Origin of the sequence: Aliiroseovarius sediminilitoris (assembly GCF_900109955.1) — a bacterium.
Lineage (GTDB): Bacteria > Pseudomonadota > Alphaproteobacteria > Rhodobacterales > Rhodobacteraceae > Aliiroseovarius > Aliiroseovarius sediminilitoris.
This window is the reverse complement of sequence record NZ_FOJB01000002.1, coordinates 56,971-78,931: the sequence shown is the minus strand read 5'-3', so window position 1 is coordinate 78,931 and position 21,961 is coordinate 56,971. Positions and strand designations below refer to the sequence as shown.

Genomic DNA, 21,961 nt, shown 5'->3' with positions numbered 1-21,961 from the left:
ATGGATGTGAAAGTTCCTGATATTGGCGATTTCTCGGATGTGCCAGTCATTGGCATTCTGGTCGCTGTCGGCGACACGGTTGCCGCAGAAGACCCGTTGTTGGAGTTGGAAAGCGACAAGGCCACCATGGAAGTCCCATCGCCCGCCGCAGGTGTGGTGAAGGAAATCAAGGTGTCCGAAGGCGACAAGGTGTCCGAAGGCTCGGTCATCATGGTACTGGACGCCGTCGATGCGGGCGATGCGCCTGCCGAGGCAGCACCGGAAGCTCCATCCGCAGAGGCTCCTGCCGCCGTTGCCGCCACAGGCACCGCGGCCGGTCCCGGTGACATTCACGGCGAAGTGGTCGTGCTGGGCTCCGGCCCCGGTGGTTACACCGCCGCCTTCCGCGCCGCCGATCTTGGCAAAAAGGTCGTATTGATCGAAAAGGATGCCTCGCTGGGTGGGGTATGCCTGAACGTGGGCTGTATTCCGTCGAAGGCCTTGCTGCACGCGGCCAAGGTCATCACCGAGGCTGAAGAGATGGGCGAACACGGTATCAGCTTTGCCAAACCCAAGATCAAGCTGAACGACCTGCGCGACTGGAAATCCTCGGTGGTGAACGGGCTGACCGGCGGTCTGTCGGGTCTGGCGAAAGCCCGCAAGGTGCATGTCGTGAACGGCTATGGCCGCTTCTCTGGCCCGAACATGATCGAGGTGCAGACCGATGATGGCCTGACCAAAGTCAGCTTTGACCAATGTATCATCGCGGCGGGTTCCGAACCCGTCACCCTGCCCTTCATCCCGCATGACGACCCGCGCGTGATCGATTCAACCGGCGCATTGGAGCTTGAGGACATTCCCAAGCGCCTGCTGGTGCTGGGCGGCGGCATCATCGGGCTGGAAATGGCCACGGTCTATGATGCGCTTGGGTCGAAAGTGACGATTGTCGAGTTCATGGACCAGATCATTCCGGGCGCGGACAAGGACATCGTGAAACCGCTGCACAAGCGGATCGAGGGGCGGTATGAAGCGATCCTGACCAAGACGAAAGTCACAGCCGTCGAGGCACAAAAAAAAGGCCTTAAGGTCACGATGGAAGGCCCGGACGGTGAAAAAACCGATACGTTTGACAAGGTGTTGGTCGCGGTTGGCCGCAAACCCAACGGCAAAACGGTCGACGCCGAAAAGGCAGGTGTCGCCGTGGACGACCGCGGTTTCATCAACGTGGACAACCAACAGCGCACAGGCGTGGCACACATCTTTGCCATCGGCGATGTGGTCGGCCAACCGATGCTGGCGCATAAAGCGGTGCATGAAGGCAAAGTGGCCGCAGAGGTCGCCGCCGGCGAAAAGCGCTTCTTTGACGCGCGCGTCATTCCCTCGGTCGCCTATACCGACCCCGAAGTGGCCTGGGTCGGCCTGACGGAAACCGAAGCCAAGGCACAAGGCATCAAGGTCGGCAAGGGCAGCTTCCCTTGGGCAGCCTCGGGCCGGTCACTGTCGCTGGGACGCTCGGAAGGGATCACCAAACTGATCTTCGACGAGGAGGACGACCGGGTGATCGGCGCGGGCATTGTCGGCCCCAACGCGGGCGATCTGATTGCCGAGGTCGCGCTGGCGATTGAGATGGGTGCGGATGCGGTCGATCTGGGTCACACCATCCACCCGCACCCGACCCTGTCGGAAACGGTGAACTTCGCCGCCGAAATGTTCGAGGGCACAATCACCGACCTGATGCCGCCGAAGAAGCGCAAGAAGTGATGGGCGGCCCTAGCCGGGCCAACCAAACAGACAGGGCGCGCCCATCTTGGCGCGCCTTGTCCCGTATTCCAGCCCTTACTCCAGCCCCCTTGGAATGGGGCAAACCTAACACGAGCATCCTTCATGCAAGACTTCATCATCCTTGCCATCGCGGCCTATGCGGCGGGCGTTTTGAACACCATCGCCGGTGGCGGCACGTTCCTGACCCTGCCCGCGCTGGTCTTTACCGGCGTGCCGGTTGTCGCCGCGAACGCCACCAGCGCCGTTGCGGTTTTCCCCGGCTATCTGGGCGGCGCGATGGGGTTCCTACCTGAATTGCGCAGCTTCGACCGCAAGCTGATGGTCAAGCTGACCTTGATCACGCTGGCGGGCGGGGTTGTCGGGGCTGGTCTGCTTCTGATTTCATCGGACAAAGCATTCTCAGCCGTGGTGCCGTTTCTGCTGCTCGCCGCCACGTTGGTTTTTCTTTTTGGCAATCAGTTGCGCGACTGGAGCGCGAAGCACAGCCGATCCGTCACCCCCTACGGTGCGCTGGGGCTATTTCTGGTCAGCGTCTATGGCGGCTATTTCAACGGCGGGTTGGGGATTGTCCTTCTGGCACTGTTCGCGCTTTGGGGCATGTCCAACATCCACCAAATGAACGGGTTGAAAAACGGGCTGTCCTTCGCGCTGTCCGCCATCTCGGTCGCGATCTTCGCGCTGGCGGGGCTGGTCGCATGGCCGCAGGCGCTGGTGATGATGGTGGCATCCACCATCGGCGGATACACCGGCGCACCCTTGGCCCGCGCGATCCCGGTGCCTGTGCTGCGCCTGATCATAGCCATCATCGGCTTCGGGATGAGCGCCGTTTTCTTCTATCGTTTCCTTGTCGGCTGATCGGTCACGGCATCACCCTGTGCAGATACATAAGCCGCGCCGACATGTCACAACGTGATCGCCAGCAACACACGCGCGCCCCAACGGAAAAAGGGAAGCGACAAAGCCCCTTCCCTTTTTGCCAGCTTGTCAGATCAGAGGATCAGTGACCACCATCTGATTGCAAGGCGGCTTCGACCAGCTCTTCTTCCGAGATCTCCTTGGTGCCGTTGAACACCATGTTCAACACAACCGAAGAAATTGCGGCCAGCAGAATGCCGGAGTGGATCAGCGGTTCGATCGAGTGCGGAAGCCACATGGTGAAATCAGGCGCGATCAAGGGGATCATACCAAGACCCAGTGAAATGGCGACGATCAGACCGTTATAGCGGTTGGTCTTGAAGTCAACACCACCCAGGATACGAACACCCGTGGCCGCAACCATGCCGAACATCACCAGACCGGCTCCACCAAGAACGGCGACCGGCAGGGCCTCGACCAAAGCGCCCATTTTAGGCACCAGACCCAGCACGATCATGATCGCACCCCCCGCCACGCAGACATAGCGCGACCGAATGCCCGTCACACCAACAAGGCCGACATTCTGGCTGAACGATGTATAGGGGAAGGTGTTGAACACCCCGCCGATCAGCGTGCCCAGACCATCGGTCCGAAGACCAGCCGACAAGGACGGACGTTCGATCTTCTTGCCGCACATCTCGCCCAGGGCCAGGAACATGCCGGTCGATTCAATCATCACGACGATCATGACAAGCGTCATGGTCAGGATCATGATGGGGTCGAAAATCGGAAGGCCAAAGCGGAAAGGCGTGATCAGGGCAAACCAGCCCGCATCGCCCACACTATCGAAATGCATCATGCCGATCGAGGCGGCAAAAACCGCACCCACGATAATGCCCAACAGAACCGAAATGTTGGCCAGAAAGCCGGTTGCGTATTTCATCACAACAATAATGGTCAACAGCACAAGGCCCGAGATCATCATGTTTTGCGGGGTTGCGTAACGCGGATTGTCCACGGTCGGCGCCACGGTCAGACCTTCGGGTATCGCCGGGATTGAACCGCTTGCAAGCATGCCGCGCACTTCTTCAAGCCATGCGGTATGGGCGGGATCGACAATCTCGGGCGCCGTGGGGCCGACAGGCAGACCGAAGATCCAGTTGATCCCGACGCGCATCAGGGTGACACCGATCACAAGAATGATCGTGCCTGTCACCACCGGTGGGAAGAATCGCAACATGCGACTGACCAAGGGCGCAATCAGCATCGCGATGATACCGGCGCCAATAATGGCTCCGAAGATCATTCGCGCGCCATCCACACCTGGATTGGCCACGGCAATCGACACCATCGGCCCGACCGATGCAAAAGTCACACCCATCATGACGGGCATCTTGATGCCAAACCATTTGGAGGCCCCCAGCGACTGGATGATGGTGACGACTCCGCAGACAAACAGGTCAGCCGAGATCAGGAACGCCACCTGTTCAGGGTTTAGCTTCAGGACACGCCCGACGATCAGCGGCACCGCGATGGCACCGGCATACATCACCAGAACGTGTTGTAATCCCAAGGTAAATAATTTCGCGGGTGGCAGTTTTTCATCAACTGCATCCACGTCTGTAGATAGTGCAGACACTTGTATTCTCCTCCGATAATTTTTGGTTTTTTCGGGGCTGGACCACTCTTGCGGCGGTTGTCCAACCCCTGGACCGGGTGGTCAGCCGTAGCTGGACACCGCAGACCCCGCCAACGCGGCGGTATTCAACAGACCGCGCACGGTGATCGAGGGCGTGACGATATGCACCCGATTTCCCATCCCCATCAGGATCGGGCCGACTTCAAGCCCGCCGGCGACGGCTTTCAGGATGTTGCGCGTGGCCCCGGCTGCATCTGTGTTGGCATAGACCAGCACATTTGCCTTGCCGGTCAGACGTCCACCCGGGAACAGGCGTTCGCGCAGATCCGGGTCAAGGGCAGCATCGGTGTGCATCTCACCCTCGTATTCGAAATCCAGCGGCTGCTGATCCAGAATATCCAGCGCTCCGCGCATCGCCCGTCCCGACGCGCTGTCCAGATTGCCGAATTGCGAGCCCGAACACAGCGCGACCCGTGGCTCGATTCCGAAACGGCGCACGTGACGGGCGGCGGCCACGACAATTTCCGAGAGTTGTTGCGCATCCGGTGTGATGTTCACATGGGTGTCCGCGATGAACAGTGGTCCTTGATCCAGGATCATCAGCGACAGCGCACCGACCGGGTGAAGCTCGCCTTCCGCCAGCAGGTTGGTGGCGTAATTCAGATGCCAGCGAAACTCGCCGAACGTGCCGCAGATCATGCTGTCAGCTTCGCCGCGACGCACCATCACGCCCGCGATGGCGGTGGTATTGGTGCGCAGGATGGCACGTGCCAGATCAGGTGTGACGCCCTTTCGTGCCAGAACTTCGTGATAGGTTTCCCAATAATCGCGATAGCGCGGGTCATTTTCCGGGTTCACGAGTTCGAAATCCTGGCCCGGCTTGATCTTCAATCCTTCCCGTTCCAATCGTGCTTCAACGACTTCGGGACGACCAATCAGGATCGGCGTATCGACCCCGTCTTCCGCCATTGTTTGGGCCGCGCGCAACACGCGCTCATCCTCGCCTTCGGCAAAGACGATCCGGCGCTTGGCGGCGCGGGCAGCGTCGAACACACGGCGCATGATGGAATAGGACCGGAAGACTTCGCCTTGAAGCGTGGTCTTGTATTCGTCCAGATCAAGTTCGCGCGTTGCAACACCAGATGCAATGGCGGCCCGTGCCACGGCGGTCGCAATAGTCGGTAACAGGCGCGGATCAAACGGTTTCGGGATCAGATATTCCGGCCCGAAGGTCAAACGCTCGCCGCGATAGGCGACACCCACTTCCGCCGAAGTCGTTACCCGCGCCAGACCCGCAATCGCCTCGACACACGCCAGCTTCATTTCGTCGTTGATCTCGGTCGCGCCACTGTCCAGCGCACCGCGGAAAATGAACGGGAAACATAGCACGTTGTTCACTTGGTTCGGATAATCCGACCGGCCTGTCGCAATCAGCGCACCGGGCGCTACCTCGCGTGCCTCTTCCGGCATGATCTCGGGTGTCGGGTTGGCCAGCGCGAAAATGATCGGATCATCCGCCATTTTCGCGACCATCTCTTTGGTCAGCAAGCCGGGGCCAGACACGCCAAGGAACAGGTCCGCCCCGACCATCGCATCATCAGTGGTGCGCATGTCGGTGTCGCGGGCAAATTCCTGCTTTTGCTTGTTCAGGTCAGAGCGGCCCGTGTGAACCACGCCCTTGCTGTCCAACATGGTGATGTGTTGTTTCTTGACGCCCATCACCATCAGCATTTTCAGACACGCAATGCCCGCAGCCCCCGCACCAAGGGCCACAACCTTGATCTTGGCCACATCCTTCTTCGCCACGATCAGCGCGTTGAAAGCCGCCGCCGAGGCGACAATCGCGGTGCCGTGCTGGTCATCGTGAAACACCGGAATGTTCATTTTCTTCCGACAAAGTTCTTCGACCAGAAAGCAGTCCGGCGCCTTGATATCCTCAAGGTTCACCGCCCCGAAAGTGGGTTCCAGCTTGGCAACAATCTCGGCCAGCTTTTCGGGGTCGGTTTCGTTGACCTCGATATCAAAGCAATCAATGCCAGCGAATTTCTTGAACAGAACGGCCTTGCCTTCCATCACGGGCTTGGACGCCTGCGCTCCGATATTGCCCAGCCCCAGAACCGCCGTCCCGTTGGAAATCACCGCCACCAGATTTCCCTTGGACGTATAGCGCGCGGCATCCGCCGGGTTTTTTTCGATCTCAAGACACGCCTCGGCCACGCCGGGGCTGTAGGCGTTCGACAGGTCGCGCCCCGTCGCCATCGGCTTGGTGGCGCGGATCTCCAGTTTTCCGGGCTTCGGAAACTCGTGGTAATCCAAGGCTTCCTGACGTTTGTCGGCGCTTTTATTGTCCAGTGCCATGTTCTGTTCCTCCTCCAAGGTGCGGGCCAAAAAGGTCCCCGCTTTCAGCATGTTATGGGTTTCCCCCACCTGTTGTCATGCTGATACTAACCGCAAACGGCTGGATCGTGTTGATTGGTGGTCGCTGCCTGCTGCACCGAAACCGTCATCTGCTTAGAAATCGACCTCGATCGCGATGCCCTTTTCAATCGCCAGATCGACGACCTTTGACGCAACCGCGAGGTCTTGCAGACCAACACCGGTGCCGTCAAACAGGGTTACTTCATCGTCCGATGTGCGGCCGGGGTGGTCCCCGTTGATGACCGCGCCAATTTCCGAGATGTCGGCCTGTTTCAGCGAGCCATCGGCAATCGCGTGTTGCGCTTCGCCAATGCTGATCGACTGGGCGATTTCATCGGTGAACACAGTGGCACGCGCGACAAGGTTGGCGTCGACCTCTTGCTTGCCCTTGGTGTCTGTGCCCATGCAGGCAATGTGCGTGCCGGGTTTGACCTGAGCGTCGTTCAGGATCGCGGCCTGGCTGGATACGATCGTCACGATCACATCCGCCTGTGCGCCCAGCTCGTCCAGGCTGACGCTTTCAAACGGCAGGCCCAAATCGTCCGCGACGTTCTGAAGCGAGGCCAGTTTCTCCGACGTCCGGTTCCATGCGACAACTTTTTCAAAGTTGCGCTGTTCGGCCACGGCTTGCAGTTGGAACGTGGCTTGATGCCCTGCCCCGATCATGCCCAGAACCTTGCTGTCTTTGCGCGCCAGGTGGGCGACGGACACGGCAGCCGCAGCCGCAGTGCGTAGCGCGGTCAACAGGTTGCCCCCGACGACGGCGCGGCATTTGCCGGTGTCGGCGTCAAACAGGAACACTGTCGATTGGTGGTTGGTCAGGCCTTTCTCCGCATTGCCGGGCCAATAGCCACCCGATTTCAAACCGAGGTTCAGCGCCGCCCGGTCAAACCCGGATTTGAACCCGTAAAGGGCATCGGCATGACCAATCGCCTCGCGGATCACCGGGAAGTTATAGGCAGACCCGCCCGCCATCGAGGCAAAAACCTGTTCGACCGCGTCGAAATTGTCTTTGCGCGTCACAAGGGCGGCGATTTCTTTTTCGGGAACGATAAACATCTGGTTCTATCCTTTGAAAAGTGATGGGGCCGAAGCCCCACCAGTTTTGTAAAGTCAGCTTAGTAAGCCTTGCCGCGCGCCGACACCGGCCAGACGGTTTCGACCTTGCCGTTCCGCACGCCGACATACCAATCATGCACGTTGCAGGTCGGATCACAGTGACCGGGCACCAGCTTCAGCTTGTCGTTCACCTTCAACGCGCCGTTCGGGTCGGCAACCACGCCGTGTTCGTCCGAGCATTTCAGGTATTCGACATCGTCACGACCATAGACCGTGGGCAGGCCGCTATCGACCGACTGCGCTTTCAGACCAGCGTCCACGATTGCCTTGTCAGCTTTCGAATGGCTCATCACCGTGGTCAGGATGAACAGCGCGTTCTCCCATTCGCCATCGTCAATGCGCTTGCCGTCCTTGTCGAGGATACGGCCGTAATCGGCATCCATGAAGGCATAGGATCCGCATTGCAGCTCGTTATACACGCCCGAGGCGCTTTCGAAATAATACGACCCGGTGCCACCGCCGCCAACGATGTGACAGTCCAGACCATTGCTTTTCAGACCCTGAACAGCGTCGGCAACTTGCGCGATGGCCGCATCCAGCTTTTCCTTGCGGTCTTCATACAGGTCCAAGTGCTGCATTGCGCCCTGATAGGCTTGAATGCCTGCGAATTTCAGGTTCGGGGCGGCGTCGATCAGCTTGGCGATGTTCACCACGTCTTGCGTGGTGCTGACGCCGCAACGGCCCGCACCGCAGTCGATCTCGACCAGCGCCTCCAGCTCGGTGCCCGCTGCAACAGCCGCATCTGACAGCGCTTTGACGTTCTCTGGGTCATCCACACAGACCAGAACCCGCGCGCCCAGTTTCGGCATTTCGGCCAGACGTTTGATCTTGGCCGGTTCCGTCACTTGGTTCGACACCATGACGTCCTTGATGCCGCCACGGGCGAACACTTCGGCTTCCGAGACCTTCTGGCAGCACACGCCGCAGGCGGCGCCAAGATCTTGTTGCAGCTTCAGAACGTCCACGGATTTGTGCATCTTGCCATGGGCGCGGTGGCGCATCCCATGCGCCTTGGCATAGTCGCCCATCTTCTTGATGTTGCGTTCCAGCGCGTCAAGATCAAGGATCAGGCACGGTGTCTGGATGTCCGCCTCGTCCATGCCGGGTTTGGCGGGAATGTCGAAACCCACGTCGAACTTCGAATAATCAGTCGGTGCATTCATTGTTCTGTCTCCCAATCAGGTGTTCAGCCACGGCAATCTGTCCAGATCGACATTGCCGCCAGTGATGATGATGCCAACACGTTTGCCTTTGAACGTGTCGGGGTTTTTCAGGATCGTTGCCAGAGGCACAGCGGATGACGGCTCCATCACGATACGCAGGTGCTTCCAGGTGATTTTCATCGCCTCGACGATCTCGGGGTCCGAGGCCGTATAGATGTCGGACACGTGGTTTGACACGAAATGCCACGTCAGATCTTTCAGGGGCACCAGAAGACCGTCGGCGATGGTCTTGGGCGCGTCGTCGGCAATGATGTGCCCCGCCTTGAAGCTGCGATAGGCATCGTCCGCCTGTTCCGGTTCCGCCGCGATGATCTTGGTTTCCGGCGCAAGGTTGGACAGCGTCAGGCAGGTGCCGGAAATCATGCCGCCGCCGCCAATGGGCGCAACCGCAAAGTCCAGTCCATCCAACTGCTCTATCATCTCTTTCGCGCAAGTCCCCTGCCCCGCAATCACGCGCGGATCGTTATAGGGGTGCACGAAATCGCCGCCGGTTTCAGCCTGCACCTTGGCGAAAGTCTCTTCGCGCGAGGTGGTCGACGGCTCGCATTCGGTGATCTTGCCACCATAACGGCGCACCGTGTCTTTCTTGGCCTGCGGCGCGGTGTGCGGCATGACCACATTGCACGGAATACCGCGCAGCATGGCCGCATAGCTCAGACAGGACGCATGGTTGCCCGACGAATGCGTCGCCACACCCTTCTTGGCTTGTTCGTCATTCAGTCCGAACACCGCGTTCGAAGCGCCGCGCACCTTGAACGCGCCGGGTTCCTGAAAGTTCTCGCACTTGAAGAACAGCTCCGCGCCGGTCAACTCGTTCAGGTAATCGGACGTGCGGATCGGGGTGCGGCGGATATGCGGTTTGATCCGCTCATGCGCGTCCAGCATGTCCTGATAGGTCGGGATATACATCTTTGCCCCCTTACGCGGCTTTGCTCATGGCAAGCTGGTTGGCGCGATAGTATTCCTGCGCCGCAGCAACGCCGGACCCCAGTTTGATATCCAGCCCCAGATCGACCATGCACATTTCGGCGGTCGCCAGACCCGACAAGGTCATAACGTCGGTCAGGCTGCCCAAATGGCCGATGCGAAACACCTTGCCTGCAACCTCGCCCAGACCCACACCAAAGGCGACGCCGTATTTGTTGGCGGCATGGGTGACAATGTCCGTAGCGTTGAAGCCCTCGGGCGTGCGAATGGCGCTGACCGTGTCCGACTGCACGTCTTTCGACACGGCGCACAACTCAAGCCCCCACGCGCTGACCGCCTGACGCACACCTTCCGCGATGCGGTGATGGCGGGCAAAGACGTTTTCCAGACCTTCATCCAGCAGCATCTTGCACGCTTCGTTCAGACCGTTCAACAGACCAACCGCCGGCGTATAGGGATAGGCGTTGTTCGCATATCCATTGCCCATGTCGCGCACGTCAAAAAAGGTGCGCGGCAGCGTGGCGGTTTCCAGCGCGGCCATGGCTTTCGGCGAAAAGCCAACGATGGCCAGACCAGCGGGCAGCATAAAGCCCTTCTGCGAGCCGGTGACGGCGATATCCACGCCCCATTCGTCCATCCGAAAATCCATTGACGCGATCGAACTGACGCCATCAACAAACAACATCGCCGGGTGGTTTGCGGCGTCCAGAGCCTTGCGCACGGCGGCAATGTCCGAGCGAACACCGGTGGCGGTTTCGTTATGCGTTGCCAGAACCACCTTGATCTCGTGGTCGGCGTCGACCTTCAGGATGTCGGCATATTTGTCGGCAGGCAGGCCGGCCCCCCAGGGGGTTTCGACAATCTGCACGTCCAGACCATGACGTTGGCACATATCAATCCAGCGGTGGCTGAACATGCCGTTTCGCGCGGCCAGAACCTTGTCACCGGCAGAAAGCGTGTTGGTCAGCGCGGTTTCCCAACCACCGGTTCCGGTCGAGGGAAAGATGAATACCTTGGCGGTTTCGCTTTTCAGAACCTTCTTCACACCCTCCAGCGCCGGATGCAGAATTTGCCCGAACAAGGGTGAGCGGTGGTCCAGCGTTGGCATATCGACAGCCTTGCGCAGGCTCTCGGGCATATTGGTCGGACCGGGAATGAAAACGGGGTTCTGAAAGCTCATGATTCTGCCCTCCTAATTGGCGGTTTCCACAACAGTAGCGAAGGGGCTGATCCCTTGATATATTTTTGAAAAAGTGTTTCATTATTGGGGTAATCATATCATTATTATTGATTATCAATGGTTTGACTTTTTCACTTGTCGCGCATGACTTTCAATATTTTCCAGAAGGTCTTGTTGGTTTTGTTCGAAGGGAATGAAAATGGAAACCCCGAAACGGCGGATGGGTCGCCCTAAAAACTTCAACTCCAATGAAAAGCAGACCACCATTCTGGCGCTGGATCGGGCTTTGGATGTGGTGGATGCGCTGGCCCATGCGAACGGCATGACCTTGTCACAGCTGTCAGCGCATTTGGACCAATCCCCGGCAACGATGCACCGGGTTCTTGCCACCTTGCATGCCAGGAATTTCGTTGAAATGGATGAGCGCGCCCAGACCTGGCACATCGGATCGGCCGCGTTCCGTATGGGATCGGCCTTCCTGCGGCGCAGCAGTATCGTGGAACGCAGCCGGCCCATCATGCGCGAGCTGATGGAGGCAACCGGAGAGACCTCGAATCTTGGGATCGAACGCAATGGCGTGGTGATGTTCATCAGCCAGGTTGAAACGCAGGAATCCATCCGCGCGTTTTTTCCGCCTGGCACCCTGTCACCCATGCACGCCTCTGGTATCGGGAAAGCACTGCTTTCCTGTTATTCCGAGACACGCACCAATCAATATTTGCGTATGGCAGAATTGACCCGGTTCACCGAGAAGACGATCATTTTGCCGGACATGTTGAAAAACGAACTGACAGTCATCCGCGAAAAAGGCTGGGCGTTTGACGACGAGGAAAAGGCCGAAGGCATGCGCTGCATCGCCGCCCCGATCCGGGATATCTATGGCGAGGCGGTGGCGGGGGTCTCAATCTCCGGCCCCACCCACCGGATACCGAAAAGCGAGGTCGAGAGGATCGGCGCACTGGTTTCGGACGCGGCCGCTCAAGTTTCGCGCGGCCTTGGGTCGTCCTAGAATTTGGCCGCGCTCAGCGTCATGTGCCGGTTCACGTCCTTATAAAGCAGATACCGGAACGGCCCCGGTCCACCAGCATAGCACGCCTGCGGGCAGAAGGCGCGCAGCCACATGTAATCGCCGGCCTCAACTTCGACCCAGTCCTGATTAAGGCGATAGACCGCTTTGCCTTCCAGCACATAAAGCCCGTGTTCCATCACATGGGTTTCGGCAAAGGGGATGACCCCGCCCGGTTGGAAGGTGACAATCGTCACATGCATGTCATGGCGCAGGTCGCTGGGGTCCACAAAGCGGCTGGTCGCCCACGCGCCGTCAGTGTCGGGCATGGCGGTGGGTGTCACGTCATTTTCATTGGTGACGAACGCCTCTGGTGCGTCCAGACCCTCGACCGCCTGATAATGCTTGCGAATCCAGTGAAACCGGACCGGCACGGAGCCGTTGTTGCGCAGGGTCCAGTTGGCGTGCGGGGGCAGGAAGGCATACCCGCCCTCACCCATCTCATGCGCTATGCCATCAATCGTCAGGGTCATGCCCCCTTCGACCACGAACAACACCGCTTCGACGCCAGCTTCCGTCTCGGGATGGTTGCTGCCACCGCCCGGCAGCACTTCTGCGATATATTGCGAGAAGGTTTCGGCAAAGCCCGACAATGGCCGCGATAACACCCAGAACCGCGCGTCGTCCCAGAACGGCAGAAGGCTCGTCACGATATCGCTATACGTCCCCTTGGGGATAACCGCGTAGGCTTCGGTAAACATCGCCCGGTCGGTCAGAAGCTGGGTCTGAGGGGGCAACCCTCCGTTCGGGGCGTAATAGCTCGATTTCGACATGCCAAGGCTTTCTGCAAAGGGTTTCGGGGTTGGCTTTCCCCCATAATGCCGCCAACGGACAGATTAATCTTTCCCATTGTCCATGAAGGATTATTAGCAAATTTTTGAAAGTCGTAGCGCCGGATCAAAAAACGACAAAAGGTTTGTGGGGTCAAGCCAGCGCGCCCATGGCGTGACGCGACACGAAACGTTCAATATCGGCGTCTGTTGGTTTCTGCCCTGTGAATACTTCAACATATCCGGGCATCCGGGCAAATCGTTGCGCGCGGCTTTCCGTAACCTGCATCGAGATATAGCCGATTTGCGTATAGATCATGGTCAGAGCGCGGATTTCGGCCTCGGCGGGGTCGAACCCGAAGCGCAGAAATATGCCCTCCATCGCTTCTTTCCTGCGCGCGTCCGCTTGATCCAGCCGGATTTGCAGGGCTGGATCATTGCGGGCCCAATTGCGGATCGCCAGATCCAGACGGGAGTCGAACAGCGTGTCGTCAAGCCAGCAGTCAAACAGGTTGAAGATCGCCTCGAAAATATTTTCCGCATAGGCTTCGCAGCGGGTCACAAGGTTGCCGGTGTTGGTGTCTTCCCAATAGCGGATCATCGCCTCCAACAGCGCTTCACGATCTTTGAAATGCCAATAAAAACTGGTGCGGGTCAGGCCCAGCCGTTTGGCCAGCGGCATGATTTTCACCGCCTCGACCCCGCTTTCGGTCAACACGTCATAGGCCGCTTTCAGCCAGATGTCTTCGGTGGCGCTTGGCCGAGAGGGGTCAACGATATTCATAGGCAGAGTTATAGATTTGCTTGACAGGTATGTCAATTCTGCGGACAGATATGTCAATACAGTGAGTCGAAAGGCAACAGCAATGGGTCATGTGACAGAAACAGCACGCAAAGCCCGGCGGCGTTCTCGGGGCGGCGATCAAGCGGCACGCAGCGGTGCTCCCGGCCAGAACCCACAGCTTGAGGTGCCGTTCATCACCCGCGGCATTCCGACCTATGACCTTTTGGGCGACGACAGTCTGGCGCAGATCGAAGCGACAGCCGACCGCATCCTTGCCGAGATCGGAATCGAGTTTCGCGACGATCCCGAAACCGTGCGTCTGTTCCGCACCGCCGGTGGTCACGTCAACGACCTGACCGCCGACAGTTGGAACATCAAATTCGAACCGGGCATGATCCGCGATATCCTGAAAACCGCACCGGCCCGGTTCACGCAACATGCCCGAAACCCCGCGCGCTCGGTCGAAATTGGTGGCGAAGCGGTGGTGTTCGCACCCTCCTATGGCTCGCCTTTCGTCATGGACCTCGACAAAGGCCGCCGCTATGGCACGATCGAGGATTTCCGCAATTTCATCAAGCTGGGCCAGTCCAGCCCGTGGCTGCACCATTCCGGGGGGACGATCTGCGAACCGACAGACATCGCGGTGAACAAGCGGCATCTGGATATGGTCTATTCCCATATCCGCTATTCCGACCGCGCGTTTCTTGGCTCGATCACCGCGCCGGAACGGGCCGAAGACAGCATCGAGATGTGCCGCATCCTGTTCGGTGCGGACTTCGTTGACCAGAACTGTGTCATAATGGGCAATTTCAACACGACGTCGCCCTTGGTGCTTGATGGCGTGACAACTCAAGGCATCCGCGCCTATGCACGGGCCGGACAAGGGTCGATCCACTTGCCTTTCCTGCTGGGCGGTGCGGTGTCGCCGCTGACGATGGCGGGGTCCGTCGCGCAATGTCTTGCCGAAAGCATGGTGTCCTGTGCGCTGACCCAACTTGTGCGCCCCGGCGCGCCTGCGGTGCTGGCATCTTTCCTCAGTTCAATGTCACTTCGGTCCGGCTCGCCCACCTTCGGCACGCCGGAACCCGCGCTGGGGTCGCTGGTGATGGGGCAATTGGCCCGTCGCCTGAACATGCCGCTGCGCTGTGCGGGAAATTTCTCGACCTCGAAATTGCCCGATGCGCAGGCGATGCAGCAATCCATGATGTCGATGATGTCGGCGGTGCAATGCGGCGCGAACTACGTTCTGCATTCAGCCGGGTTCCTCGATGGGCTGTTGTCGATGTCCTACGAGAAATTTATCATGGACACCGACCTGTGCGGCGCGCTTCACGCCTATCTGAAAGGGATCGAGGTGAACGAGGACACGCTTGCCTTCGACGCCTTGGCGGAAAAAGGTCCGGGCGAGCATCTGTTCTCGACCGCGCACACGATGCGGCACTACAAGACCGCCTATTGGGACAGCGCAATGGACGACAACCAGCCATGGGAAACTTGGGATGAACAAGGTGGGATTGACGCCGCCACCCGCGCCAATTCGCGTTGGAAAGAACAACTGAACGCCTATCAGACACCCCCGCTCGACCCCGGAAAAGACGAAGCTCTTCAGGAGTTCATGGCGAAGAAGAAAGCGTCGATGCCAGACGCGTGGTATTGAGGTTAAGCCTATGTCAAAGGATCCGTTGCTCCAGCCCTATCAACTCAAGCACCTGACGCTCAGGAACCGGATCATGACCACAAGTCATGAACCCGCTTACCCCGAAGACGGGATGCCGAAGGAGCGCTATGCGGCCTATCACGCCGAACGCGCCAAGGCCGGTGTGGCGCTGACCATGACCGCAGGATCGGCTGCGGTGTCGAAAGACAGCCCACCGGTGTTCAATAACATTCTGGCCTATAAGGACGAGGTGGTGCCGTGGATCAGAAACCTGACCGATGCCTGCCACGACCATGGTTGCGCGGTGATGATCCAACTGACCCATCTGGGTCGTCGCACCGCGTGGAACAAGGGTAATTGGCTGCCCTCGGTTTCGTCGTCAAAGCATCGCGAACCTGCGCACCGCGCCTTTCCCAAACTGATCGAGGATTGGGACATCGACCGCATCATCACCGATTTTGCCGACGCCGCCGAACGGATGCAGGTGGGCGGCATGGACGGGATCGAATTGCAGGTTTATGGCCATTTGCTGGATCAGTTCTGGTCGCCGCTGACCAACGATCTGATCGGGCCATACGGTGCCGATACGCTTGAGAACCGGTTGCGCTTTCCGATGGATGTTCTTGACGCAATCCGCAAACGCGTGGGCAACGACTTCATCGTCGGCTTCCGCTACACGGCGGACGAGGCGCAAAAAGGAGGCATCACCGCCGAGGACGGGATCGAGATTTCCAGACGGCTCGCCGTCACCGGGCAGGTCGATTTCCTGAACGTGATCCGTGGGCGCATTCACACCGATCCGGCGATGACCGACGTTATCCCGGTGCAGGGGATGAAAAATGCCCCGCATCTGGATTTTGCAGGTGAAGTCCGGAAAGCCACTGGAATGCCGACCTTCCACGCCGCGAAAATTCCCGATGTGGCGACGGCGCGCCATGCGGTGCAGGCTGGGCTTCTGGATATGGTCGGCATGACTCGGGCGCATATGGCTGATCCGCATATCGTGCGCAAGATCATCGAAGGGCGCGAGGATGACATCCGCCCCTGTGTCGGTGCGACATATTGCCTTGATCGTATCTATCAGGCGGGCGACGCGCTGTGCATGCACAACGCTGCCACCGGGCGCGAATTGACCATGCCGCATGACATTCCGCCCGCCAAGACCCGCAAGAAAGTGGTGGTCGTGGGCGCTGGCCCCGGTGGGTTGGAAGCCGCCCGCGTCGCTGCCGAACGCGGCCACGAGGTCATCGTGTTCGAAGCCGCCGCCGATCCCGGTGGGCAGGTGCGCCTGACCGCACAAAGCCCGCGCAGGCGCGAAATGATCTCGATCATCGACTGGCGCATGGCGCAATGTGCCGCGCGCGACGTGGAGTTTCGGTTCAACACATGGGCCGAGGCTGACGACATCACCGCCCTGATCCCCGATGTGGTGATCGTGGCAACCGGCGGCCTGCCTAACACGGAACTTTTTGAAACCGGGACCGAGCAAGCGAATGTCGTTACCTCGTGGGACATCATCTCGGGCGACGTGAAGCCTGCCGACAATATCCTGATCTATGACGAAAGCGGCGATCATCCGGGGCTTCAGGCTGCTGAAATCGCGGCGCTGGCCGGATCGAAGGTCGAGGTGATGACCCCCGACCGCGTGTTTGCCCCCGACATCATGGCGATGAACCTTGTGCCCTATATGCGCGCGTTGCAGGACAAGGATGTGACTTTCACTGTGACCCGGCGGCTTTTGGATGTGAAACGCGATGGCAACAAGCTGACGGCGGTCATTGGCACAGATTACAGTGACCACACCCATGACGCGCAGTATGATCAGGTCGTGGTGAACTATGGCACCCTGCCGCTGGACGATCTCTATTTCGATTTGAAGCCGATGTCGTCAAACGGCGGGGCGGTGGATTACGAGGCCCTGATCGACGGTCAGCCACAAACCATGGATCGCAACCCGGATGGCACCTTCCAACTGTTCCGCATTGGCGATGCCGTCTCGGCCCGCAACACCCATGCGGCGATCTATGACGCGCTTCGGTTGGTAAAGGACATCTGAATGCGGTCTTCGAAAACCATTCACGTCATCTCGGCCCATGCCGAAGGCGAAGTGGGTGACGTGATCGTGGGCGGCGTTCTGCCTCCGCCCGGCGAAACAATCTGGGAACAGAGCCGCTGGATCGCCCGCGACCAGACCCTGCGCAATTTCGTCCTGAACGAACCGCGCGGCGGGGTCTTTCGGCATGTGAACCTGCTCGTGCCTCCCAGACACCCCGACGCACAGGCCGCGTGGATTATCATGGAACCCGAGGACACCCCGCCGATGTCCGGTTCGAATTCAATCTGTGTCGCAACCGTGCTGCTGGACGCGGGTTTGGTCCTAATGCAGGAACCAGAAACACATATGGTGCTGGAGTCACCCGGCGGGCTGGTCCGCGTCAGGGCAGACTGCAAAAACGGCAAGGCCGAGCGCATTCATGTGCAGAACGTCCCATCCTTCGCTGCCGAACTCGACCAGACGCTTGCGGTCGATGGCCTTGGCACACTGACCGTCGATACCGCCTATGGCGGTGACAGTTTCGTTATCGTGGATGCCGCAGCGCTCGGTTTTTCGCTGACCGAAGACGAGGCGCGTGACATCGCAAAACTTGGCGTCCGCATCACCAATGCCGCCAATCAGCAATTGACGTTTTCGCACCCGGACAATCCTGACTGGCGGCATTTCTCGTTCTGTCTGTTTGCCGGGCCATTGGTCAAGGACGCTGAGGGATTGAACACCAAGGCGGCCGTCGCGATCCGGCCTGGCAAGGTCGACCGCTCCCCCACCGGCACAGCCCTTTCGGCGCGAATGGCGGTTCTGCGCGCCCGCGGCCTGATGAATGTGGGCGACCGGCTGACGGTCCAATCCATCATCGGCTCGACCTTCTCAGGCACCATTCTTGGCGAAACCACAATTGGTGATTGCCCGGCCATTATTCCTGAAATTTCTGGCCGGGGCTGGATCACCGGCATTCACCAACACATGCTTGATCCCTCCGACCCATGGCCCGAGGGCTATCGGATCTCGGACACGTGGGGTGCGGGCTGAACGGTGCATGAAGAAATGGCCGAGTTCCCCCATATCTTTCAGCCGGTGCAATTGCGGCACAAGACCTTGAAAAACCGGCTGGTGTTTGGCGCGCATACCACGAACATGGCGCAGGATGGTCTGCCCGGCGAACAGCATCTGGCCTATTATGTTGAACGCGCCATGGGCGGTGCGGCGATGATCGTGGTTGAACCGATGCCAGTGCATCCCGCCGCCGTCCTCACCCGTGGCAATTTCCGGCCTGGCTCGGACACGGTCATACCGCATTTCCGGCGCATCACCGAAGCGTGCCAGGCCCACGGCACCGTGATGATCCAGCAGCTTTACCATGTTGGCGCACATGGTGATGGCGACATTTCCTGGCACGCCCACTGGTCGCCGTCGGGCGGCCCCAGTTATCACGACAGCGACGGCAGTCACGAAATGACCGAGACCGAGATTGAGGACACAATCGAAGGGTTTGTCCAGGCCGCCATCCGCTGCCAGAAAGCCGGGTTCGACGGGGTCGAGGTCTGGGCTGCCTATCACGGTCTTCTGGATCAGTTCTGGACGCCATTTTCCAATCAGCGCAGCGATAGTTGGGGCGGCAGTCTTGAAAATCGCACGCGCGCCTCGCGCGAGGTGCTGCGCCGCATTCGTGACGCCTGTGGCAATGACTTCGTCATCGGTTTGGCCGTCAATGACGAACCGGATGTCGAAGCCGCTTTGACCAAGGAAGACACTGCCCGGATTGTCGCTCTGCACGATGCCGAGGGGTTGATGGATTACGTCACCTGCGGCACGGGCGGCTATTTCGATTTCTACAAGCTGATGCCGACCTTTCTTTACGGCGAAAAGCTGGGGGTCGATCTGGCGGCTATGCTAAAGGGCGTGGTGAAGAATGCTCTCGTCACCGCCGAAAGTCACATCCGAACACCGCAAAACGCAAACACCGTTCTGGGCGCAGGCGAGGCCGATCTGGTGTCCATCGTGCGCGGCCAGATTGCCGATCCGCATCTGGTCAACAAGGCCAGGAGGGGACGGGCGGATGACATTCGCGGCTGCATCTCCTGTAACCAGCAATGTTGGGGGCGGCGCAGCCGTGACTATTACATTTCGTGCCTGATCAACCCCTCTGCCGGGCATGAATATCTGTGGGGCGGAGACAGGTTTGATCCGGCACCCAATTCAAAATCCGTTCTTGTTGTCGGCGGTGGCCCCGCCGGGCTTGAGGCCGCCCGCGTGGCCGCAGAACGCGGGCATCGCGTCGCGCTGGCCGAAGCCGGGCCAAGGTTGGGCGGGCAATTCCGCTTGGCCGGATTGCAGCCGCGCCGGGGCCAGATCAGCGAGTTGATCGACTGGTATGAACGGCAACTGACCCAGCTTGGTGTCGATCTGCGTTTCAACACTTGCATGGATGAAGGCGACATAACAGCATTCGGCGCTGACAAAGTGGTTCTGGCGACCGGATCACTGCCCGCCGAAACGGGCTTCCAAAAGGCGCTGCCGCATCTGACCGGCCTTCCGGGTCTGGAAAAGGGCAATGTCTGCTCGGTCGAGGATGTGATGATGCAAACGGTGCGGCCGGGCCCGCGTGTCGTTGTGCTGGACGAAGGCGGCAATTGGCGCGGCTGTGGCACAGCTTGGCGGCTGGCCGAGGACGGCCATGAGGTGACGATTGTCACCCCCGCCGCGATGATCGGCAAGGAACTGGAACGCTCGGCCACCGATTGGCCGCTCCGGCGGACGCTGGCCCAGTTGGGCGTGCGCTTCGTGACCGATGCCGCAATCAGCGAATGGACCGCCAACGGCGCGATCGTGCAATCCCTGTTGACGGGTCAAACCGAACCTCTCGCGGCCGACATGCTGGTACTGGCCACGACAAACATCGCCGACACCAGCCTTCGCACGGCGTTAGACGTGATGGGCATTCTCACCCACACCATCGGCGACGCCAATGCGCCCCGCAATGCGGCCTTGGCGATATACGAGGGGCGACAGGCTGGCCGCGCGATTTGATTTACTGAATGGATTTCAGCGCCGGATAAGCCCTGCGGAAAGCCTGATGGGCCGCGGCGAATGCCTCCATCTTCTCGGTATCCGGCAGGATTTCGACTTGTATCTCTGGCGGCGTGATGACGCTTTCCGGCGCGACACCGGTGGCTGCGATCCGGCCCAGTCGTGCCGCTCCCAGCGCAGCGCCGAACTCGCCTGATGCGGGCAGTTGAACCGGCACACCCAGCACGGTTGCCAACAGGTTGACCCAGTATCGCGACGCGGTTCCGCCACCGATGGCGATGATCTTGTCCAGCTTGGCATCAGTGCCGGTCAGCGCGTCGAAACTGTCGCGCAACCCGAACGCCACGCCTTCAAGCACAGCGCGGGTCATGTCCTGCCGCGTGGTTCCTGCGGACAAGCCTGTAAACCCGCCGCGAATTTCAGCGTCATTGTGAGGTGTCCGTTCACCGGACAGATAGGGCAGGAACCGAACCGCACCGGGTGGGTGCAACACATTGCCAAGAAGCGCGGTCAGCTTTGCCGGTTTTTCGCCAGTAATCCGCGCCAGCCAGTTCAGACTGTCGGTCGCCGACAACATGACGCCCATCTGAAACCACCGCCCCGGCACCGCATGACAAAACGTGTGCACGGCGGTCTCTGGCGCAGGTGCGTATCCATCGCGCGCAGCCAGAAGCACCCCGGACGTGCCCAGCGAGACAAACCCCTGCCCTTCATTCAACGCGCCGATGCCACAGGCAGCGGCGGCATTGTCCCCTGCCCCGCCCGCCACGGTCACAGAACCGCTCAACCCCCATTTCCTGGCCAGCTTTTGGCGCATCCCTCCCGCCACTTCTGACCCTTCGACCAACCGGGGCATCTGATCCGGCCGCATGTGGCTGGCCTCAAGCAACCGCTCGGACCACTGACGCTTGCCAACATCCAGCCACGACGTGCCAGCACTGTCCGACATGTCCGCCACATATTCACCGGTCAGATAGTAGTTCAGATAGGCCGCGGGCAGCAGAACCTTGGCAGTCTGTGCAAAAATCTCGGGTTCATGGCGGCGCACCCATTCCAGCTTGGGTGCCGTGAAGCCGGGGAATACGATGTTGCCGGATCGTGCCCGAACATCCGGCATTGCATCCAGCACCGCCGCCTCAGCCGCAGATCGCGTGTCATTCCACAGAATACAGGGGCGCAAAACCTTGCCCGCCGCATCAAGCAGCGTGGCACCATGCATATGCCCGGCAACCCCGATCCCGCGCAGATCGGCAAACCCGGGGAACGTCGCCCGCAATTCGTCCATCGCACTGTCAAATGCTGCGATCCACTGGGCGGGGTCCTGTTCGGACCAACCGGGATGGGGATGTGTCGCGGCATAGCTCCGCTCGACCGCGCCAAGCGGCGTGCCCTCTGCATTGACCAACAAAGCACGCAGGCCAGAGGTGCCAAGATCAATCCCCAGAAATGCCATCGAATGTCCTTTCCGCCATACCCCGA

General features: G+C 59.7%; 16 protein-coding genes. 7 read left to right on the top strand and 9 right to left on the bottom strand.

The window, feature by feature from the left end:
- Window positions 1-1,740, top strand: coding sequence for a dihydrolipoyl dehydrogenase (lpdA, locus tag BMY55_RS15420; protein ID WP_091432913.1), 1,740 nt, complete (start codon window positions 1-3; stop codon window positions 1,738-1,740).
- Window positions 1,741-1,863: 123 nt separating this feature from the next.
- Window positions 1,864-2,616 carry a sulfite exporter TauE/SafE family protein gene (locus BMY55_RS15415; RefSeq protein ID WP_091432910.1) on the top strand — a complete coding sequence of 251 codons (753 nt, stop codon included), beginning with the start codon at window positions 1,864-1,866 and terminating at the stop codon, window positions 2,614-2,616.
- Window positions 2,617-2,758: 142 nt separating this feature from the next.
- Here the strand turns inward: BMY55_RS15415 and BMY55_RS15410 are convergent, their stop codons facing one another.
- The 6 genes from BMY55_RS15410 to bhcA form a co-directional block, all read right to left on the bottom strand.
- Window positions 2,759-4,255 (bottom strand): nucleobase:cation symporter-2 family protein, encoded by a 1,497-nt coding sequence (locus tag BMY55_RS15410; RefSeq protein ID WP_091432908.1) that lies wholly within the window; start codon window positions 4,253-4,255, stop codon window positions 2,759-2,761.
- An 81-nt stretch (window positions 4,256-4,336) separates the two neighbouring features.
- The gene (locus BMY55_RS15405) at window positions 4,337-6,613 is read right to left on the bottom strand and encodes an NADP-dependent malic enzyme (protein WP_091433207.1); all 2,277 of its coding nucleotides are present in this window, start codon (window positions 6,611-6,613) and stop codon (window positions 4,337-4,339) included.
- 153 nt (window positions 6,614-6,766) lie between these two features.
- Window positions 6,767-7,732, bottom strand: a complete 966-nt coding sequence (gene bhcD / locus BMY55_RS15400; protein WP_091432905.1) for an iminosuccinate reductase BhcD — start codon at window positions 7,730-7,732, stop codon at window positions 6,767-6,769.
- A gap of 59 nt (window positions 7,733-7,791) precedes the next feature.
- Window positions 7,792-8,955, bottom strand: coding sequence for a 3-hydroxy-D-aspartate aldolase BhcC (gene bhcC, locus BMY55_RS15395; RefSeq protein ID WP_091432903.1), 1,164 nt, complete (start codon window positions 8,953-8,955; stop codon window positions 7,792-7,794).
- 15 nt (window positions 8,956-8,970) lie between these two features.
- The gene (bhcB, locus tag BMY55_RS15390) at window positions 8,971-9,924 is read right to left on the bottom strand and encodes a beta-hydroxyaspartate dehydratase BhcB (protein WP_091432901.1); all 954 of its coding nucleotides are present in this window, start codon (window positions 9,922-9,924) and stop codon (window positions 8,971-8,973) included.
- A 10-nt stretch (window positions 9,925-9,934) separates the two neighbouring features.
- On the bottom strand, window positions 9,935-11,122 hold the full coding sequence (gene bhcA / locus BMY55_RS15385; RefSeq protein ID WP_091432895.1) for an L-aspartate--glyoxylate aminotransferase BhcA: 1,188 nt from the start codon (window positions 11,120-11,122) through the stop codon (window positions 9,935-9,937).
- A gap of 193 nt (window positions 11,123-11,315) precedes the next feature.
- Between bhcA and bhcR the strand changes: the two genes are divergently transcribed.
- The gene (gene bhcR / locus BMY55_RS15380) at window positions 11,316-12,131 is read left to right on the top strand and encodes an HTH-type transcriptional regulator BhcR (RefSeq protein WP_322787738.1); all 816 of its coding nucleotides are present in this window, start codon (window positions 11,316-11,318) and stop codon (window positions 12,129-12,131) included.
- On the opposite strand, the gene BMY55_RS15375 is transcribed toward bhcR, so the two are convergent.
- Together BMY55_RS15375 and BMY55_RS15370 are read right to left on the bottom strand one after the other, a co-directional pair.
- Window positions 12,128-12,961 carry a bifunctional allantoicase/(S)-ureidoglycine aminohydrolase gene (locus BMY55_RS15375; protein ID WP_091432892.1) on the bottom strand — a complete coding sequence of 278 codons (834 nt, stop codon included), beginning with the start codon at window positions 12,959-12,961 and terminating at the stop codon, window positions 12,128-12,130. The two genes, bhcR and BMY55_RS15375, sit on opposite strands and share 4 nt — an antisense overlap.
- Before the next feature lie 151 nt (window positions 12,962-13,112).
- On the bottom strand, window positions 13,113-13,742 hold the full coding sequence (locus BMY55_RS15370; protein ID WP_091432889.1) for a TetR/AcrR family transcriptional regulator: 630 nt from the start codon (window positions 13,740-13,742) through the stop codon (window positions 13,113-13,115).
- A gap of 82 nt (window positions 13,743-13,824) precedes the next feature.
- Here BMY55_RS15370 and BMY55_RS15365 point away from each other — a divergent pair, with 82 nt between their 5' ends.
- Genes BMY55_RS15365 through BMY55_RS15350 form a run of 4 tightly spaced genes read left to right on the top strand, consistent with a single transcriptional unit; the run spans window position 13,825 to window position 20,482 of the window.
- A complete protein-coding gene (locus tag BMY55_RS15365; RefSeq protein ID WP_091432887.1) occupies window positions 13,825-15,399 on the top strand; it encodes a trimethylamine methyltransferase family protein in 1,575 nt (524 codons plus the stop codon).
- 10 nt (window positions 15,400-15,409) lie between these two features.
- The gene (locus tag BMY55_RS15360; RefSeq protein ID WP_091432884.1) at window positions 15,410-17,455 is read left to right on the top strand and encodes an oxidoreductase; all 2,046 of its coding nucleotides are present in this window, start codon (window positions 15,410-15,412) and stop codon (window positions 17,453-17,455) included.
- The gene (locus tag BMY55_RS15355) at window positions 17,456-18,484 is read left to right on the top strand and encodes a trans-3-hydroxy-L-proline dehydratase (RefSeq protein WP_091432881.1); all 1,029 of its coding nucleotides are present in this window, start codon (window positions 17,456-17,458) and stop codon (window positions 18,482-18,484) included.
- 15 nt (window positions 18,485-18,499) lie between these two features.
- A complete protein-coding gene (locus tag BMY55_RS15350; protein ID WP_091433202.1) occupies window positions 18,500-20,482 on the top strand; it encodes an oxidoreductase in 1,983 nt (660 codons plus the stop codon).
- Between the two features lies 1 nt (window position 20,483).
- On the opposite strand, the gene xylB is transcribed toward BMY55_RS15350, so the two are convergent.
- The gene (gene xylB, locus BMY55_RS15345) at window positions 20,484-21,935 is read right to left on the bottom strand and encodes a xylulokinase (RefSeq protein ID WP_091432879.1); all 1,452 of its coding nucleotides are present in this window, start codon (window positions 21,933-21,935) and stop codon (window positions 20,484-20,486) included.
- Between the last annotated feature and the right edge of the window lie 26 nt (window positions 21,936-21,961).